Source organism: Pseudomonas sp. Tn43, assembly GCF_014192635.1.
GTDB lineage: Bacteria > Pseudomonadota > Gammaproteobacteria > Pseudomonadales > Pseudomonadaceae > Aquipseudomonas.
Genome location: NZ_JACHYG010000006.1, coordinates 92,333 through 110,149 on the forward strand (window position 1 = coordinate 92,333; position 17,817 = coordinate 110,149).

General features: G+C 58.7%; 15 protein-coding genes. 10 read left to right on the forward strand and 5 right to left on the reverse strand.

The window, feature by feature from the left end; translation table 11 throughout:
- Positions 1–9: 9 nt before the first annotated feature.
- The 4 genes from FHW68_RS16980 to FHW68_RS16995 all read left to right on the forward strand — a co-directional run bounded on the left by FHW68_RS16980 (position 10) and on the right by FHW68_RS16995 (position 5,593).
- Positions 10–1,710: a polyurethanase gene (locus FHW68_RS16980; protein ID WP_183681582.1), complete on the forward strand. Its 1,701-nt coding sequence runs from the start codon at positions 10–12 to the stop codon at positions 1,708–1,710.
- Positions 1,711–1,807: 97 nt separating this feature from the next.
- Entirely contained in the window at positions 1,808–3,661 is a 1,854-nt protein-coding gene (locus FHW68_RS16985; RefSeq protein WP_183681587.1) for a polyurethanase, read from the forward strand.
- A 278-nt stretch (positions 3,662–3,939) separates the two neighbouring features.
- On the forward strand, positions 3,940–4,314 hold the full coding sequence (locus FHW68_RS16990) for a hypothetical protein (protein ID WP_095632583.1): 375 nt from the start codon (positions 3,940–3,942) through the stop codon (positions 4,312–4,314).
- Between the two features lie 73 nt (positions 4,315–4,387).
- A complete protein-coding gene (locus FHW68_RS16995) occupies positions 4,388–5,593 on the forward strand; it encodes a DUF1624 domain-containing protein (protein ID WP_095632582.1) in 1,206 nt (401 codons plus the stop codon).
- Between the two features lie 126 nt (positions 5,594–5,719).
- On the opposite strand, the gene FHW68_RS17000 is transcribed toward FHW68_RS16995, so the two are convergent.
- The gene (locus FHW68_RS17000; RefSeq protein ID WP_095632581.1) at positions 5,720–5,944 is read right to left on the reverse strand and encodes a YgdI/YgdR family lipoprotein; all 225 of its coding nucleotides are present in this window, start codon (positions 5,942–5,944) and stop codon (positions 5,720–5,722) included.
- A gap of 206 nt (positions 5,945–6,150) precedes the next feature.
- Between FHW68_RS17000 and FHW68_RS17005 the strand changes: the two genes are divergently transcribed.
- The 3 genes from FHW68_RS17005 to FHW68_RS17015 all read left to right on the forward strand — a co-directional run bounded on the left by FHW68_RS17005 (position 6,151) and on the right by FHW68_RS17015 (position 12,158).
- A complete protein-coding gene (locus tag FHW68_RS17005) occupies positions 6,151–7,818 on the forward strand; it encodes a VRR-NUC domain-containing protein (RefSeq protein ID WP_183681590.1) in 1,668 nt (555 codons plus the stop codon).
- Positions 7,815–10,091, forward strand: coding sequence for an ATP-dependent DNA helicase (locus FHW68_RS17010; RefSeq protein ID WP_183681594.1), 2,277 nt, complete (start codon positions 7,815–7,817; stop codon positions 10,089–10,091). The genes FHW68_RS17005 and FHW68_RS17010 overlap by 4 nt, the downstream gene beginning before the upstream one ends.
- Before the next feature lie 144 nt (positions 10,092–10,235).
- The gene (locus tag FHW68_RS17015; RefSeq protein ID WP_095632578.1) at positions 10,236–12,158 is read left to right on the forward strand and encodes a PAS domain-containing sensor histidine kinase; all 1,923 of its coding nucleotides are present in this window, start codon (positions 10,236–10,238) and stop codon (positions 12,156–12,158) included.
- Between the two features lie 292 nt (positions 12,159–12,450).
- Here FHW68_RS17015 and FHW68_RS17020 read toward each other — a convergent pair whose 3' ends face one another.
- From FHW68_RS17020 to FHW68_RS17030, 3 genes are all read right to left on the reverse strand, one after another.
- A complete protein-coding gene (locus FHW68_RS17020) occupies positions 12,451–12,927 on the reverse strand; it encodes a hemerythrin domain-containing protein (protein ID WP_095632577.1) in 477 nt (158 codons plus the stop codon).
- Between the two features lie 222 nt (positions 12,928–13,149).
- Complete coding sequence (locus FHW68_RS17025; RefSeq protein WP_183681597.1) at positions 13,150–14,496, reverse strand: sodium:proton antiporter; 1,347 nt, start codon at positions 14,494–14,496, stop codon at positions 13,150–13,152.
- Between the two features lie 55 nt (positions 14,497–14,551).
- Positions 14,552–15,163 (reverse strand): Yip1 family protein, encoded by a 612-nt coding sequence (locus tag FHW68_RS17030; protein ID WP_095632575.1) that lies wholly within the window; start codon positions 15,161–15,163, stop codon positions 14,552–14,554.
- Positions 15,164–15,333: 170 nt separating this feature from the next.
- Here FHW68_RS17030 and FHW68_RS17035 point away from each other — a divergent pair, with 170 nt between their 5' ends.
- From FHW68_RS17035 to FHW68_RS17045, 3 genes are read left to right on the forward strand one after another with little or no spacing between them, the layout of a single operon-like run.
- Positions 15,334–15,858, forward strand: a complete 525-nt coding sequence (locus tag FHW68_RS17035) for a CinA family protein (RefSeq protein WP_183681600.1) — start codon at positions 15,334–15,336, stop codon at positions 15,856–15,858.
- Entirely contained in the window at positions 15,855–16,373 is a 519-nt protein-coding gene (locus FHW68_RS17040) for a hypothetical protein (protein WP_183681602.1), read from the forward strand. Before FHW68_RS17035 ends, FHW68_RS17040 begins: the two co-directional genes overlap by 4 nt.
- Before the next feature lie 7 nt (positions 16,374–16,380).
- The gene (locus FHW68_RS17045; RefSeq protein ID WP_183681605.1) at positions 16,381–16,827 is read left to right on the forward strand and encodes a DUF421 domain-containing protein; all 447 of its coding nucleotides are present in this window, start codon (positions 16,381–16,383) and stop codon (positions 16,825–16,827) included.
- Positions 16,828–16,956: 129 nt separating this feature from the next.
- On the opposite strand, the gene FHW68_RS17050 is transcribed toward FHW68_RS17045, so the two are convergent.
- Positions 16,957–17,814 (reverse strand): SDR family oxidoreductase, encoded by an 858-nt coding sequence (locus FHW68_RS17050; RefSeq protein ID WP_095632571.1) that lies wholly within the window; start codon positions 17,812–17,814, stop codon positions 16,957–16,959.
- Positions 17,815–17,817 lie beyond the last annotated feature (3 nt).

Consider the following 17,817-nt stretch of genomic DNA (forward strand, 5'->3'; position numbering starts at 1 on the left):
AGCAAGCACATGGGACTGTTTGATTACAAAAATGCCGGCAGTGAGGCCGGCAAAGCGCTGTACTGCGACGCGATCGAGCTGACGCTCTACGCCTACACGCCCACTGGCCAGCCATTGCCGGCGACCGCTTGGGCGCCGATTGGCGCGGCAGCGTTGGGCTATCAGGGCAACGTCGGGGCGCAAGGCACTTTCTATGGCGAGAAGGACGGCTTCACCAGCGCCGAAGCCGAAGTGCTCGGTAAATACGACGGGGCAGGCAAGCTGATCGGCATCGGTATCGCTTTCCGTGGCACTGGCGGCCTGGGTTACAGCGACACCTTCGGCGACATGAAAAATAATCTGCTGGCCGCGGTCGGCCCGGTGGATTACGCGACGAACTACGCGAAAAACGCCTTCGACACGTTGCTCAAGGACATCGCTGCGTTCGCCATCGCCCACGGCCTGACTGCCAAGGACGTACTGGTCAGCGGGCACAGCCTCGGCGGATTGGGGGTCAACAGCCTGGCGGAGCTGAGTGGCAATAACTGGGGCGGCTTTTTTACGGACGCCAACTACATCGCCTTCGCCTCGCCAACCCAAAGCGCCACCGGCAACAACGTGCTGAACATCGGCTATGAGAATGACCCGGTGTTTCGAGTGCTCGACGGCACCACGTTCAGCAGTGGCTCGCTGGGCAAGCACGACGGTCATCAGGAGTCGGCGACCAACAACATCGTCAACTTCAATGACCAGTACGCTTCCACCGCGCAGAACCTGGTGCCATTCAGCATTCTCAACCCGCTGAACTGGTCGGCCCACGGTTCGTTGGGCTATGCCGACGGCTTGAACCGGGTGATTGACTCGCGCTTCTACGACCTCACCGACAAAGACTCGACGCTGATCGTGTCCAATCTGTCGGAATCGTCCCGAGGCAGCACCTGGGTCGAGGACCTGGGCCGCAGCGGCGAGCCGCACACCGGCAGCACGTTCATCATCGGCACCGACAGCAATGACTGGCTCAAGGGCGGCGCGGGCAATGACTTCATCGAAGGCCGCGACGGTAACGACCGGTTCCGCGATGACGGTGGCTACAACCTGCTGCTGGGCGGCAAGGGCAGCAACACCTTCGAGCTGCAGAAGCCGTTGCAGAACTTCAGCTTTGCCAACGATGGCGACGGCACGCTGTACGTGCGCGACGCCTACGGCGGCATCAGCATGACCCGCGACATCGGCGCGCTGGTGAGCAAGGAGTCGGGTTCGTGGTGGGGCAGCAAGGAGGTGACCTACAACGTCACCGCCAAGGGCTTGCTCAATGGCACGGAACTGACCCACTACAACCACTCGCTCAACGGCGATGGCTACGGCAACACGCTAGTGGCGACGCTGGAGGGCGATTGGCTATTCGGCAACGCTGGCGACGATCTGCTGCGCAGCGACAAGAGCCACGTGACCTTCGTCGGTGGCGCGGGCAATGACGTGATGCAGGCGTTGGGGGGCGGCAACAACACCTTCCTGTTCAGCGGCGCTTTCGGTTTCGACGCGATCAATGGCTATCAGGGCAGCGACAAACTGGTGTTCATGGGCGTCCAGGGCGCGGGGCAGGGGTATGACTACACCCAGCACGCGACCCAGGCCGGCAACGACACTGTGCTCAAGATTGGCGATTACGCCGTAACGCTGGTGGGCGTGGGTCTGGATAATCTCTCGGCTTCGGGAATTACCTTCGCGTAACAGCTGCATGCACTAAAGGCTCCGGGACGCCTCGTCAGTGAGGCGTCCTGGTTGTGAGCTATCTCTGACAATTTCAACAAAAAGAGAGGCAATACCAATGGGTGTGTACGACTACAAAAACTTCGGTACAGCAGACTCCAAGGCTTTGTTCAGCGACGCCATGGCGATCACGCTGTATTCCTATCACAACCTCGACAACGGTTTCGCCACCGGTTACCAGCAGAACGGCTTCGGCCTGGGCTTGCCGGCAACCCTGGTGACCGCACTGATCGGCGGCACCGATTCCCAGGGCGTCATTCCCGGCATTCCCTGGAACCCCGATTCGGAAAAGGCCGCACTCGAGGCCGTGCAAGAAGCCGGCTGGACGCCGATCACCGCCGCGCAATTGGGCTATGACGGCAAGACCGACGCTCGCGGAACCTTCTTCGGCGAGAAGGCCGGTTACACCAGCGCCCAAGTGGAGATTCTGGGCAAGTACGATGCCCAGGGGCATCTCACCGAAATCGGCATCGCATTTCGCGGGACCAGCGGCCCGCGAGAAATCCAGATCGGTGACTCCATCGGCGACGTGATCAACGATCTGCTGGCGGCGTTGGGGCCTGAGGATTATGCGAAAAACTACGCGGGCGAAGCCTTCGGCAATCTACTCGGTGACGTTGCAGCATTTGCCCAGGCCAACGGCCTGTCGGGCAAGGACGTGCTGGTCAGCGGCCACAGCCTCGGCGGGTTGGCGGTCAATAGCCTGGCGGATTTGAGCAGCGAGAAGTGGTCCGGTTTTTACCAGGATTCCAACTACATCGCCTACGCCTCGCCGACCCAAAGCAGCAGCGACAAAGTACTGAACATCGGTTATGAAAACGACCCGGTGTTCCGCGCCCTCGATGGCTCGACGTTCAACCTGTCCTCGGTAGGCGTGCACGATGCCGCCAAGGATTCGACGACCGATAACATCGTCAGCTTCAACGACCATTACGCCTCGACGGCATGGAACGTGCTGCCATATTCGATCCTCAACATCCCCACCTGGATTTCACACTTGCCTACCGGTTACGGCGATGGCATGACCCGCGTGCTGGAGTCGCAGTTCTATGACCTGACCAGCAAAGACTCGACCATCATCGTCGCCAACCTCTCGGACCCGGCGCGCAGCAACACTTGGGTCCAGGACTTGAACCGCAACGCCGAAACCCACAAGGGCAGCACCTTCATCATCGGCAGCGACGGCAATGACCTGATCCAGGGTGGCAAAGGCAGCGATTACCTGGAAGGCCGCGACGGCAACGACACTTTCCGCGATGGCGGTGGTTACAACATCCTGTTGGGCGGCAAGGGCAGCAACGTGCTGGACTTGCAGGAGTCGGTGAAGAACTTCGTCTTCGCCAATGACGGTGCTGGCAACCTGTATGTGCGCGATGCCAATGGCGGCATCAGCATCACCCGCGACATTGGCAGCATCGTCACCAAGGAGCCGGGTTTTCTCTGGGGGGTGTTCAAGGATGACGTGACCCACAGCGTCACCGCCAATGGTCTTGCGACTGGCAGTAACCTGACTCAGTACGCTTCAAGCGTGAAGGGCACGACCGGCGCCGACACCCTCAACGCGCACGCAACCGGCGACTGGATGTTTGGCTTCGATGGCAACGACCATTTGCTCGGCAGCAGCGGCAACGACGTGTTTGTCGGCGGGGCGGGTAATGACCTGATGGAGTCGGGCGGCGGGGTCGACACGTTCCTGTTCAGCGGCGTGTTTGGCCAGGATCGGGTGGTGGGTTATCAAGCCAACGACAAACTGGTGTTCCTCGGGGTTCAGGGCGTTGCGCCGAACGATGACTACCGGGCCCATGCCACGGCGGTGGGGCAGGATACGTTGCTGACGTTTGGCGGTGATTCGGTGACCCTGGTCGGAGTTGGACTGGACAGTTTGTCCGGTAGCGGGATTGTGATCGCCTGAGGGTGATGGGGCGCCGGTAAGGGCCCATCGCGAGCAGGCTCGCACACAGTGGTTGGTGATGTTCACAAAATCTGTGTCCGCATCAAATCCCTGTGGGAGCGAGCCTGCTCGCGATGAACGATAACGCGGTAAACCTGCCTGCCCCCTGACTCACTGGCCACTCTTTTACTCCAATACCTGCACCAACAGAAATCTGGCACTAAACAATCAGCCCATACGCACGTTATACTATAACGCAGGCAATGATGCCGCCATTCGAGTACAGGAGATTGTGCAACGTGAGTTACAGCAAGAGGTACACCTTCGGCCTGGCGCTGGCCTTTATATCGGCAACCGCCGCCGCAGAACTGCCTCAAAGCTCGATTCTGACCCGTTACGGGGTCACCTCCGATCAACTGCCGAAACCGGCCACGATCGAAACCGCCAAACCTGCCAAACCCATCGAAGAAAAAACCCGCTTTCAAATCCAGCCGGAACAGCCCTGGGTGACAGTGCGCCTGGGCGACGGCAAACAACCGGAGAAGACCGGCAACATCAGCATCGATCGCTCGATGCAGCAAGAACGGGAGCGTTGTCAGCGGATGCAGGAACAACTGATCCGGCAAGGAGGGCAGCCGCTCTCCTGCGATACCAGCATTCCAGGGATTCAATGAGCAATAACCGCAACAGAGTTGCCAGGCTCAAGCAACAAGCCTGAGCCCACTGACCATGACATGAGTGACTGATATGACCCTATCCACAAGCGTGGCGGGGCAGGCGGGAAGTGTTTCTTCTGCGCTTGCCTGCAGCGCTGCAAAAACCAATACCCGGATGCTCGCCATCGACGCCCTGCGCGGCTTTGTCATGCTCTGCATGCTGGTCGACCATGTGCGGGAAACCTTTTTGCTGCACCGCCAGGTGACCGACCCGATCGACGCCTTGAGCGTGACCCCGGACCTGTTCTTCACCCGATTGCTGAGCACCCTTTGCGCCCCGGTGTTCATCTTCCTCACCGGTTTGTCGGCCTGGCTATACAGCCAGAAACACACGGCCAACGAGACGTCGGTGTTCCTGCTCAAGCGCGGGCTGTTCCTGGTGTTTCTGGAGCTCACGTTCGTGTGCTTTGCCTGGAACGCCGAGTTCCCGCCCAAGACGCTGTGGCTGCAAGTGATCTGGTGCATCGGCATCTGCATGATCGTGCTCGCCGGGTTGCTGCACTTCAAACGCGGTTGGTTGATCGTGCTCGGGGTGGCGATTGTCGCCGGGCATAACGTGCTCGATGGCGTGACCGTGGGGCCGGAGTCGCCGTTCTACGTGCCATGGTCGATCCTGCATCAGCGGGTGTTTATCGACATCACCGAGTTCACCCGCGCTCGCACGACGTATCCGGTGTTGCCATGGATCGGGGTGATTCTGCTGGGCTGGGCCATAGGGCCATGGTTCGGCAAGGACATGGAACCGGCGGCGCGGATCTCGCGGTTGCTGAAAGTCGGCGGCGGCCTGCTGGTGGCCTTCGTGTTCATCCGCTACTTGAATGTCTATGGCGAGAAGCCTTGGGTGCAAACCGGTGAGTCGCTGCGCACGTTCATGAGTTTCCTGAGCGCGAAGAAGTACCCGCCATCGCTGATGTTCCTGATGCCGACACTTGGTTTGGGGTTGATTCTTTTGGCGTTGTTCGAAAAAGCCCAGGAGCGCTGGTCTACCGCGACCTTGGCGATCTACGGCGGTGCACCAATGTTTTTCTATTTGCTGCACCTGTACGTGCTCAAGGCGATGTACCTGGTGGCCGTCGCCGTTTGGGGCACCAATCAGGGGACTTATTACGGCTTCGACAACCTGCCCATGGTCTGGCTATGGAGCGTGGTCCTCGGGGTGGTGCTGTTCTTCCCGACGCGCTGGTTCGCCAACCTCAAACAGCGCCGTCGCGACATCGCGATTCTCAAATACCTCTGATCAAGCGATGAAAGTCCTGTAGGAGCGAGGCTTGCCCGCGAAGAACGATGACGCGTGATACCTGAATAACCGCGATGCATTCTTCGCGGGCAAGCCTCGCTCCTACAGGTTTTGCGTTTAACGTGGTCAGTCTTCCTTGCGAACCGTGGCCACTTCATCGGCCCTGACTTTCACTTTTGCCCCGGAAATATCTTCAAACTCAAAGAAACCGTCCTCAGTCTTGGTATCCGGCATGTCCTTGGTCAAATACTGAGTGCCGTTCTGCAGGGTAACCACCGTTGGCGTCGAGCAACCGGCCAGGGCCAGAAAGGCCGCTACCGCCAAGGGCAAACCCAGAGTCTTGATATTCATACACACTTCTCCTACGCAATAAAAACAGCGCGAACGCCTCGCTTGAGGTCAATCATCACTGTGCCTCTAACGCGGTTGGTGCGATGGAATGGCAGAAAGTTCGATGGTCACCCGAAAATTGCCGAATAGCGTCGCCACTGATCCTTTTCCGTTTGCACCGGGCGGGGCATAGCTGGTATCTGTACGCATAACCAGTACTCGTAGCCATGGCCCTATTGCCCGTGATTGTAAAACCACTCGATGACCCGTTCTATTACTTGAACAACTTCATGCAAGTGCTTGATTGGCTTGAACATCGTTATGCCGATGTATTGAGCATCGAGGAACAGGCTTTCATCCGCGACTTCAATCTTCTACCTCGTGAGTCCCAGGCCCTGCTGGTCAGGCTGGTGATGCGCAAGGGCGTGCATTTCAGGGCCGGCAAACTGAGTTACGTCGAAATCGGCGACATCGACAGCGCCGCGACGCCGCTACTGGCATCGGGCTGGCTCGATGAACAATCGCCGTTGCACATCGAGGACGTGTTCGAGGTGTTGCTCAAGGCCGAGATTCTCCAATGCTTTGGCAGCGTCATCGATCAGCCCAAAGGAAAGAAGACCGATTGGCTGCCGGTCCTGAGCGAGCAGTTTCCCCACGCACACAGTTTTGCCCAATGGTGTCCGGCCCTGAATGACCGGTTGTTCAGCCTGACCGTCATGGGCCTGTGCGACCGATTGCGGCTGATGTTCTTCGGCAATCTTTATCAGGACTGGTCGGAATTCGTGCTGGCCGACCTGGGCATCTTTACCTACGAGAAGGTTGAGTTCTGCGCCGAATCCCGTGGCTTGCGCAGTCGCGAGGACGTCGATGCCTGCCTGTTCCTGCACAGCTGCCAGCAGCGTTTCGAGGCCGGTGAGGACGTGGCGGACATTGTCGAGCAGATCAACGGGCTGCAACTCGACAATCCCTGGCTGCAAAAACGTCGCGGCAAACTGCTGTTCCAGATCGGCCAGCATTGCGAGCGCGTCGCGGATTTTTCCACTGCCCTGAACCTCTACCGCCAATGTGCCTACCCCGGCGCGCGTCTGCGGCTGATTCGGGTGTTGGAGCGCTGTGCTGAATATCAACTGGCCATGGACCTGGCCACCCACGCCGAGCAAGCCCCTGAAAGCGCCGCCGAGCATCAGCACCTCTTGCGTGTGTTGCCCAGGCTGCGGCGCAAACTGGGTGGTCCGCCGATCAAGCGGCCGGCCCCTCGAGCCATGCAGCGTCTGGACCTGCAACTGCCCCGGCACGATCCGGCATTGTCGGTGGAGTCTTACGTTCAGGCGCACCTGGCGGACGATTCGGCGCCGGTGCATTACGTCGAGAACAGCCTGATCAACTCGCTGTTCGGGCTGCTGTGCTGGCCGGCGATCTTCGCGCCGTTGCCGGGGGCGTTTTTTCACCCGTTCCAGCGCGGGCCGGTGGACCTGCTCAACGAAGATTTTCATGCGCGGCGCGCGGATCTGTTCCAGGCCTGCCTCGCCGAACTCGATGACGGGCGTTATGTGCAAACGGTGCGCGAGCGTTACAGCGCCAAGTGGGGCGTGCAGTCACCGTTCGTATTCTGGGGCGCGCTGAGTGAGGAACTGCTGGAACAGGCGCTCGACTGTCTGCCCGCCGAACACCTCAAGCACTGGTTCAATCGACTGCTGCTCGACGTCAAGGCCAACCGCGCCGGCATGCCGGACCTGATTCAGTTTTGGCCGCAAGACAAAACCTACCGGATGATCGAAGTCAAAGGCCCCGGCGATCGGTTGCAAGACAATCAATTGCGCTGGCTGGAATTCTGTCACGAGCACCAGATGCCGATCGCCGTGTGCTACGTGCAATGGGCGGAGCAGGGCGCGTGAGCTACAGCATTGCGGTGCGGGCGCTGTGTGAATTCACCGCCAAGGTCGGCGATCTGGACCTGCGCTTTACCCCCTCGCCAACCGCACTGGAAGGCATCGTTGGTCATCGCACCGTGGCGTCACGGCGCAGCGAGGGTTACCAGAATGAAGTCGCGCTGGAGGGCCAGTATCAGACCTTGACGGTGAGGGGCCGGGCGGACGGTTACGATCCGGCGCAAAACTGCCTTGAAGAAGTCAAAACCTACCGTGGCGACCTGAGCAAGCAACCGGCCAATCATCGGCAGTTGCACTGGGCGCAGGCGAAGATCTATGGCGCGTTGATGTGCCAGAAATTGCAGCTGGAGCAGATTAATCTGGCGCTGGTGTACTTCGATATCGTCAGCGAAAAGGAAACCTGTCTGGTCGAGGCCTTCAGCGCCGACGAACTGCAGCTGTTCTTCGAACACCATTGCGGGTTGTTCCTGCACTGGGCCGAACAGGAAATGGCCCATCGCGAAGGGCGCAATCTGGCGGCGCAACAGTTGGCATTTCCCCATGCCGATTTTCGTCCCGGGCAACGGCATCTGGCCGAGTCGGTGTTCAAGGCGGTCAGCACCGGTCGCTGCCTGATGGCCCAGGCTCCGACCGGAATCGGCAAGACCGTTGGCACGCTGTTCCCGATGCTCAAGGCGCTGGCGCCGCAACAACTGGACAAGGTGTTTTTCCTCACGGCGAAAACCCCGGGTCGCAAGTTGGCGCTGGACGCCGCTCAGGTCATCCTCGACAACGCCGATGCTCCGCCCTTGCGAGTCCTTGAGATGATCGCCCGGGACAAGGCTTGCGAGCACCCGGACAAGGCCTGCCATGGTGAGTCGTGCCCGTTGGCCCAGGGTTTTTATGATCGTCTGCCGGCCGCGCGTCAGGCCGCCAGCCAACTGAGCTTGCTGAACCAGAATGCCTTGCGCGAGGTAGCCCTGCAGCATGAGATTTGCCCCTACTACCTGAGCCAGGAAATGGCCCGCTGGGCAGACGTGGTAGTCGCCGACTACAACTACTATTTCGACTTCAGCGCGTTGCTGTTCGGGCTGGCCCAGGCCAATAACTGGAAAGTCGCGGTGCTGGTGGACGAAGCCCACAATCTGGTGGAGCGCGGCCGGCAGATGTACAGCGCCAGCCTCGATCAGGCGACATTGAACAGCGTGCGAAAAAATGCGCCCGAGCCACTGAAGAGATCCTTGCAGCGGGTCAATCGCGAATGGAATGCCCTGCATGACCAGCAACTCAGTCCCTATCAGGCCTACGACAAAGCCCCGGAAAAACTGCTTCAGGCGCTGTCCTTGTGCTGCGCGAGCATTGGCGACTACCTGAACGATTACCCTCAGGGCCTGGACAGCGGCTTGCAGAATTTTTACTTCGACATGCTGCAATTCGGCCGCGTGGCTGAACTCTTCGATGAGCATTTTCTGTTTGATATCAGCAAGCGCGATCTCGAGCGCAAGCGCAACCTGTCGCAACTGTGCCTGCGCAATGTGGTGCCCGCCGGTTTCATTCGCCCGCGCCTGACTGCTGCGCGTAGCGCTGTGCTGTTTTCCGCTACCTTGAGCCCTCGGCATTATTACGCCGACTTGCTGGGTACACCGGCGAATACCGTCTGGATTGATGTGGAGTCGCCGTTCAGCGCCGAACAGTTGCAAGTGCACATCGTCAGCCAGATTTCGACCCGCTTTATCCACCGCAAGGCATCCCTTGAACCCATCGTCGAACTGATCGCCAGACAGTTCGCCCAACGCCCCGGAAATTACCTGGCGTTTTTCAGCAGCTTCGATTACTTGCAGCAAGTGGCGCAATTGTTGGCCGAGCGGCATCCACACATCACGCTGTGGTCGCAGTCTCGGGGAATGGGGGAAGGGCCGCGTCAGGCCTTTCTCGAGCAATTCACCGTCCATGGTCAGGGCGTCGGTTTTGCGGTGCTGGGTGGCGCATTCGGCGAAGGCATCGATCTGCCCGGCGCGCGATTGATTGGTGCATTTATTGCTACCTTGGGGCTGGCGCAACTCAATCCGGTCAACGAACAAATGAAACAGCGCATGGCGGCGATTTTCGGGGCCGGGTATGACTACACCTACCTGTTTCCTGGCGTGCAGAAAGTCGTGCAAGCAGCGGGGCGGGTGATCCGCACTCAGCAGGATCAAGGGGTGGTGATGCTGATCGATGACCGGTTTGGCGAAAGCAAGGTCAAGCAGTTATTGCCGCGTTGGTGGTCGGTCGAAACTGCCCTTGAGGCAGTGCAGTAAAACTATTCATTGAGCGTTCAGGGTATCTGGAACAAGGGTCAGTGGCGCACGCCCCTTGCGATCGGATCGAAGTGCCTTTTTCGGAACTGTCTTATTCCCTGGTTTGTCGCATACTCCAGAGAAACAATGGATGGGTGAGATGTCATGAGAGCTGCCCGGACCAAGATTAATGCCATCGATGAGATGCGCTGTCGTCTGCTGATCGATGCTGTGATCGACTACGCGATCTACATGATTGACCCCGATGGCATCATCACCAGTTGGAACGCTGGGGCCAAGCGTTTCAAAGGGTATGAGGAAGCAGAAATTCTCGGCCAGCATTTCTCGCGTTTTTATACCGAAGAAGATCGCCATGCCGGCCTGCCTCAACGTGCTCTTGATACCGCCATTGACGAAGGGCGTTTCGAAGGCGAAGGCTGGCGGGTTCGCAAGGATGGCACGCTTTTCTGGTCCCATGTGGTCATCGATCCCATTCTCGATCCGTCGGGCAAGTTGTTGGGTTTTGCCAAGATCACCCGGGATTTGACCGACCGCAAAATGGCCGAGGAAACCCTCAAGCAAAGTGAACAGCAGTTCCGGCTGCTGGTGCAAAGCGTCACCGACTACGCCATCTACATGCTCGCCCCGGATGGATGTCTGACCAACTGGAATCCAGGGGCTCAGCGCATCAAGGGCTACCTGCCCGAAGAAGTGATCGGCCAGCATTTCTCGATGTTTTATACCCCTGAAGATCGCGAAGCCGGTGAACCACAACGGGCGCTGGAAATGGCTACGCGCGAAGGGCGATTTGAAAACAACGCCTGGCGCGTGCGCAAGGATGGCACGCGGTTTTTTGCGCATGTGGTGGTCGACCCGATTTGGGGCGACACCGGCACGTTGCTGGGGTTTGCCAAGATCACTCGGGACATCACCGAGGTCACCCAAGCCCAACAAGCGCTTGAGCAAACCCGCGAAGCGTTGTTTCAGGCGCAGAAAATGCAGGCCATCGGTCAACTCAGCGGCGGGATAGCCCACGACTTCAATAATTTGCTGACGGTCATCCTGGGCAATCTGGAAGTCGTTCGCAAACGTTCGGCGGACGACCCGAGAATCACCCGTTTGCTCGACAACGCCACTCAAGGTGCTTTGCGCGGCGTGTCCCTGACCCAGCGCATGTTGGCGTTTGCCAGGCGTCAGGAACTCAAGACCGAATCGGTCGAGATACCGGCATTGATACAAGGGATTACCGGGCTGTTACGCAGCGCTCTGGAACCTACGGTCAGCATAGAAACCCGTTTTCTGCCTGGACTTGTGCCAGTCATGGCCGACGTCAATCAGCTCGAACTGGCGATATTGAACCTGGCGACCAATGCCCGCGATGCCATGCCAGAGGGAGGAAAACTTGTCATCAGCGCGCAAACGGAAGACGTCCCCAATCAATCGAAATTGTCCCTGGCACCAGGCCGCTATGTCTGCCTGAGTGTCACGGATAAAGGGGAAGGCATGGATGACGCTACCCTGGCGTCAGCAATGGACCCTTTCTTCACGACAAAAGGTGTCGGCAAAGGCACTGGCCTGGGGTTGTCGATGGTTCACGGGTTTACAGAACAATTGGGTGGGCGACTCATTCTGAAAAGCCAGAAGAATGTCGGCACGATTGCCGAACTCTGGTTACCCGTCGCAATCGCCGGCTCGACTGCCGCAGTCGTCAGCGAGGATACGGCCGTGTCGCGTGTGCCGCGTTTGCGTGTATTGGTCGTGGATGACGACAGCCTGGTATTGACCAGTACCAGCTTGTTGCTTGAGGACTTGGGTCATCAAGTGATCAGTGCCGCGTCCGGCGCCCAGGCACTGGCGTTGTTCGACAGCGAGCAGGATTTTGACCTGGTCATTACGGATATGGTCATGCCCAAGATGAATGGTGCGCAACTGGCGCAGGCTATTCGGCTCATCAGGCCGCACCTGCCGATCATTCTCGCCACCGGTTACGCCGAACGCCTGGAGGGCTTCGAGTCCAGGCTGCCGCGCCTGTCCAAGCCTTTTACCCAGGTCAATCTGGTGGAAGTCATAGCCTTGGCGATGAAGTGATGCTCAAGTCAGTAGCAGCTGTCGAGCTCCAGCGAGGCTGCGTTCGGCTGCGAAGCAGTCGTGAACCTAGCTAACTCGTTCTGCCTGACATACCGCAATCTATGATATTACGACTGCTTCGCATCCGAACGCAGCCTCGCTGGGCTCGACAGCTGCTACAGGCGAACGCAGCCTCGCTGGGGCTCGACAGCTGCTACAGGCGAATGCAGCCAACAGACTTTCGCTGGCACGCTTATGACTGGCGTTAATCAAAGGCCCGTCATGCGCCGGGCCTTTGCTGTTCGCCAACCTCTCAAGCAGCGAGAATCGGCGCGCCCAGTTCTTTTTTGTAGCGGGCTTTCAGGCTTTCCATTTCCGTACCCAATTCGTCGAGTGTCGTTTTGCCCAGCAATTTTTTTGCCTGAGGAAACATTTCCGTTTCCTCTTCTTCAATGTGATGTTCCAGCAGTTCCTTGACCACTTTCACGCGACCGGCAAATTCGACGGTGGAGGGGTCAGTGGATTTCAGGTCCGGAAGCACCAGCGTATCGACGGCGCGATGTTCTTCCTTGGCTTCGTAATACATCACGTCCTGTTCCTTGCCTCCGGCTTTTTTGTACGCCGGATACAAGACTTCCTCTTCCAGACGGGTATGGATCGTGATTTCCATTTCCAGTTTGGCCAGCAGTTCGGTGCGCTTTTTCACCCCACGTTCGGTGGACTCGCTCAACTGGGCCAGGATGCCTTTCACGCGTTCATGGTCGGCTTTCAACAGGTCAATGGCGTTCATGGTCAAACCTCTTGTTTCATTTGGGACAAGCGCAAACGGTCTTCCTGCCGTTGTCGCTCATAGAGCTGGAGCATTTCCCGTGCCTGTTTCGATATTTTTTAAAAATTCATTTAAAACAGTGGGTTAGAATCAAAATAGGGCGGCGTTTGTCGTGCAACCTGCAAGAATAACCGCTGCTGTTCAATGCAGGTTGAACGAACGATTGCCTCGCCCGAGAAGGTGTCAGGCGTCCGGTTCACGGCGCCGTTCATAACGGGCCAGCATCGGTTGAGTACTGATGCCATGCGCCAGAATGCTCAGTGCCACCACCGACAACGTCAGGTCGGTGCACAGCGTCGCTGCCGCCGGACCGAGGTCGTGGTTCAAGGCGTAGAACAGGTAATAAAAACTCCCGATCCCGCGAATCCCGAACCAGCCGATCAACAGCTTCTGGCGACCATCCAGCAAGCGTCCCCATGGCATGAGCCATACGCACAAGGGGCGAATGGCACAGAACAACACCAGCGCAATCACCAACGCTCGCCAGTCCCAATGGCCCACCAGCACCACGCCCAGCAGAGTGACCAAAAACACCTCCATGGCCCGTTCCACCAAGCTGCCGAATGCCAGCATGTCGCCCATCATGATGCCCGCCGCGACCTGGGTTTCTGGCAGATTCGCCACGTCGCCGTGGACGGCAGCCTCAGGTTCGACGTTCTGGTGACCGACGACCGGTTGCACCAGATGTTCGGCAGGGATTCGCGCGTCGCCGGTGGATTTGACTTCGGCTTGCCGCAACCCCAGGCCGGCGGCGAACACCGACAGAAAACCATAGCCATGGATCACCTCGGCCGCGACGTAAGCGAGGGCGATCAGGGCCAGGGTCAGGTAATCGTTGGGGGAGATGGTGCTGTCGGCATTGCGGATGCGCATCGACAAGGTCAAGCGACCGATGCCGTGGCCCATCCAGTAACCGATAAACAAACCGGCAGGCACGGCCCACAGCACACTTTTCAATGCCCAGCCACTGAGCCAGGCGTCGCTATTGCCGCCCTGCTGCACGAAGAGTAAGCCGAGGATCACGAAAGGGAAGGCGATGCCGTCATTCAGGCCTGCCTCCCCGGTGAGCCCGAAACGCACCGAGTCGTAATCCCTGGCGTCGTTGACCTGCAACAGCGAGGCCAGTACCGGATCGGTGGGGGCCAGAATCGCCCCGATCAGCAGCGACGGCCCCCACCCCAGGGCAAAGCCGTAATGCAGTAACAGGCAGATGCCAGTGATGGTCATAATCATCACCGGTCCCGCCAGCCCGAACGCCACTCGCCATCGAAGATCCTTCAGCGGCAGGCGCAATTTAAGCCCGCAGACAAACAGCGAAAAAAGCACCGCGACTTCCGTCAGATGCTCCATCCAGATCGCCGTGTCCTTGATGTCCAGCTTCAACAAGCCCAGGCCACCCGGCCCGATCGCCACGCCCAGTGCCAGGCACACCGCCGAAGTGGTCACCGGCATCCAGCGAAGATAGGATGAGGTCAGTGCCAGGGTCAGCAGTACCGCACCCAACACCGCCACCCATACAATGAAGCTCATGGCCGGTTCTCGGAGGTGTACCGCCGACCGTTGGCGGTTGGCGGACTCAGCACAATCAAACGCCGGACACGCGCAGGTATTCAGGCCCCAGGTAGTTGAACCAGAGCAGAATCATCTCCACCAAAATGGTTACCAGTACCAATAGCCCGACGCCCCACACGCTCGCCGCATACAGCAGGCCTTGCTCCTTGCGCTCGTGCATGAAGATCGGCAAACCGACGAACAGCAGAAACGTCGAATAGAGGGAGGCCGCTCCCAGCACGGTGATCGCCAGCCAGCGACTCGGATAGAGCCCGGCGATACCTGCGAGGAAAAACGGAGTAACCGTGTAGGCAGCAAAACCGATGCACTGATTGACGGTGGGGCGTGAGTCGAAGGTGCGCGACATCCAGCGGATGAACAGCCCCATCAGCACCACGCCGACAATGATGCTCAGGTACAGCAGCCCACAGAGTTGCAGGGCGCTGGCGGCACTGAGTTTGACCGTTTCGTTTTCGACCAGGCTCCAGCCGACGTAGGTGGTCCCGATAAACAGGCACACGGCGGGAATCAACGCCAGCAGCAGGAGATGAGCGAGGTAATGGCGCGGATTCGCTTCTTCTTCTTTGCGGATATCTGTCCAGACGAAATTGGGCTGAGTGAAGAGCCTGACAAAAGGTGCGGACATATCGACCTCCAGATAACAAGCAGCCCTTCAAAGGGGCTCCCTAACAGTATTGAGGTGCATCCAGCGCCGGGGGTTCATTTTTTATCGGGGGGCATGGACGGTCTGCCCGAGGGAATGTTTGCAAGCGTCAAAGGTCAACCGAGCAGTTCCTCTTGCCTGGAGGCCCTGCCATGAACGTCAGCCATACCGTCGTCGAATATTTGCGCCACCACGACCTGCGACTGACCACTGCCGAGTCCTGTACCGCCGGAAAGATCGTGACTTTACTGGCCGAAGTGCCAGGCAGCGGGGACCTGATCGAGAGTGGCTACGTGGTCTATTCTTCTGAAGCCAAACAGCGGTTACTGAACGTCAGCCCCCATACGATCGAAGCCTTCAACCTGACCAGTTGCGAAGTCGCTCGCGAAATGGCTCTGGGTGCCTTGCTCGACAGCACCGCCAACGTCGCCGTGGCCACCACCGGTATCCTGGGGCCGGAGGATGTCGACGGAATTCCGGCAGGTACCGTCTGTTTTGCCTGGGCTTATCAGACCAGGAAAGGAAAGTGGGTATTCACTCAACAGCATCGCTTTTACGGCTCCCGCAGCAAGGTTCAGTTGCTGGCCGCCGAACATGCCTTGAAGCGGATCTCGTTTTTTCACAAACGCGCCCTGGCCGGTGACAAGACCGGTGAACAAGATCGGGTAAGCAAATGAACGAGCATTCCCGCCGTACCGAATACGACAGCCGCGATTTTCCGGTGCGCGAAGATATGGCCTATCAGGTCAAGGTCTGGCGATTCGAACGCTGGGGCTGGTACGTGATGGTGCTGCTGGTGGTGTTGGCATTGCTTGGCTTGTTTTCCCGTGGCCCGCTCAGTTCCCGGGACGTTCTGGGCAGCGATGGCAAGGTGCGGGTGGAGTACGAGATGTTCCACCGTCATGGTTCGACCAATCCGATGAAGGTCAGTGTGATGGGCCGGCCGGATACCACGGTTGAGCTGGAACTGACCGGTAAACTGCTGGAGGGCTTCGAAATCGAAACCCTGCAACCGGAACCTGTGCGTGCACTCAGTGGCGAGCAGGGCATGAAACTGTGGGTACGAACGGACGCGCAAGGGCAGGCCAGTCTTTACCTGACTTTGCGTGGCGAGGGGCTGGGCCTGTTTCGCAGCCATATCGCCTCGCCCGGTGCAGCCCCCGTCAAGGTGGATCAATTCATTTTCCCTTAGGTGACTTATGGATTCGGTAGTGCGCGCAGTCGTGATGTACCTGGCATTGATGGTGCTGTTCAAGATCGCCGGTCGGCGCTCGCTGGCCGAACTGACGACGTTTGATTTCGTGCTGCTGATGATCATCGGCGAGGCGACCCAACAAGCGCTGGTGGGCAATGATTTTTCACTGACCAATTCGATGCTGGTGATCATCACGCTGATTGCCCTTGACGTTGGCCTTTCACTGCTCAAACAGCGCTCGCAATGGGTGCAGCGGCTGATCGATGGCGGGCCGACGATCATTGTCGAAAACGGCAAGATCCTGCATCAGCGCCTGCGCAATACGCGACTGGTCGAAGCAGATATCATGGAAGCCGCGCGTTCGAGCCAGGGCATTGAAACCCTTGAGCAGATCAAATTCGCCATCATCGAGCGCAATGGCAAGATATCGGTGATTGCCCAAGAGCCCTGATTCACCGCGATCCCCGTAGGAGCTGCCGAAGGCTGCGATCTTTTGACTTTGATGTCAGCAAAAGCAAGATCAAAAGATCGCAGCCTTCGGCAGCTCCTACGGGGGCGATCGCAGGCCATGCCGGTTGCGTCAAAGCATCGGCTTGCCGCCCGTGACACCATAGCGTTGCCCGGTGATGTAGCTGGCTTCATCCGAGGCCAGCAGCACATAGATCGGCGCGACTTCCGCCGGTTGGCCAGGGCGACCGAGCGGGGTTTGCGAACCGAAGTTCTGCACGTCTTCCTCGGGCATGGTCGAGACGATCAACGGCGTCCAGATCGGCCCCGGCGCCACGCTGTTTACCCGAATATTCTTTGGCCCCAGCATCTGCGCCAGGCCGGCGGTGAAGTTGGCAATCGCGCCCTTCGTGGTCGCGTAGGCCAGCAATGTCGGCTTGGGCATGTCGGAGTTGATCGAACTGGTGTTGATGATCGAACTGCCAGGCTTCATGTGTTTTAACGCGGCCTGACAGAGCCGGAACATGGCCGTGATGTTCACATCGAAAGTCATTACCCATTCTTCGTCCGGGATGTCTTCGATGTTTTCGTGGGTCATCTGAAATGCGGCGTTGTTGACCAGAATGTCGATTCGACCAAAGCGCTCCACCGTTTTGTCCACCAGCGCCTGGCAGTGCGCTTTCTGCCCCACATCGCCAGGCAGCAGCAGGCATTGGCGACCGGCCTGTTCGACCCAGCGTGCGGTTTCCTGCGCATCTTCCTGCTCATTCAGATAGGCCACCACCACATCCGCGCCTTCCCGGGCGAAAGCAATCGCCACCGCACGGCCGATGCCGCTGTCGGCACCGGTGATCAGGGCAATCTTGCCCTCCAGCCGACCCGAACCTTTGTAGCTCTGCTCGCCACAATCCGGATAAGGGTCCATTTTCATCTGGGCTCCGGGGACTGGCTGGCTTTGTTTCGGGAAGGGTGGTTTTGGATAGTCAGTCATCGG

Coding starts and splice junctions, on each gene's coding strand:
- FHW68_RS16980 (WP_183681582.1), top strand. CDS start 10: ATGGGACTGTTTGATTACAAAAATGCCGGCAGTGAGGCCGGCAAAGCG.
- FHW68_RS16985 (WP_183681587.1), top strand. CDS start 1,808: ATGGGTGTGTACGACTACAAAAACTTCGGTACAGCAGACTCCAAGGCT.
- FHW68_RS16995 (WP_095632582.1), top strand. CDS start 4,388: ATGACCCTATCCACAAGCGTGGCGGGGCAGGCGGGAAGTGTTTCTTCT.
- FHW68_RS17000 (WP_095632581.1), bottom strand. CDS start 5,944: ATGAATATCAAGACTCTGGGTTTGCCCTTGGCGGTAGCGGCCTTTCTG.
- FHW68_RS17005 (WP_183681590.1), top strand. CDS start 6,151: ATGGCCCTATTGCCCGTGATTGTAAAACCACTCGATGACCCGTTCTAT.
- FHW68_RS17015 (WP_095632578.1), top strand. CDS start 10,236: ATGAGAGCTGCCCGGACCAAGATTAATGCCATCGATGAGATGCGCTGT.
- FHW68_RS17020 (WP_095632577.1), bottom strand. CDS start 12,927: ATGAACGCCATTGACCTGTTGAAAGCCGACCATGAACGCGTGAAAGGC.
- FHW68_RS17025 (WP_183681597.1), bottom strand. CDS start 14,496: ATGAGCTTCATTGTATGGGTGGCGGTGTTGGGTGCGGTACTGCTGACC.
- FHW68_RS17030 (WP_095632575.1), bottom strand. CDS start 15,163: ATGTCCGCACCTTTTGTCAGGCTCTTCACTCAGCCCAATTTCGTCTGG.
- FHW68_RS17035 (WP_183681600.1), top strand. CDS start 15,334: ATGAACGTCAGCCATACCGTCGTCGAATATTTGCGCCACCACGACCTG.
- FHW68_RS17040 (WP_183681602.1), top strand. CDS start 15,855: ATGAACGAGCATTCCCGCCGTACCGAATACGACAGCCGCGATTTTCCG.
- FHW68_RS17045 (WP_183681605.1), top strand. CDS start 16,381: ATGGATTCGGTAGTGCGCGCAGTCGTGATGTACCTGGCATTGATGGTG.
- FHW68_RS17050 (WP_095632571.1), bottom strand. CDS start 17,814: ATGACTGACTATCCAAAACCACCCTTCCCGAAACAAAGCCAGCCAGTC.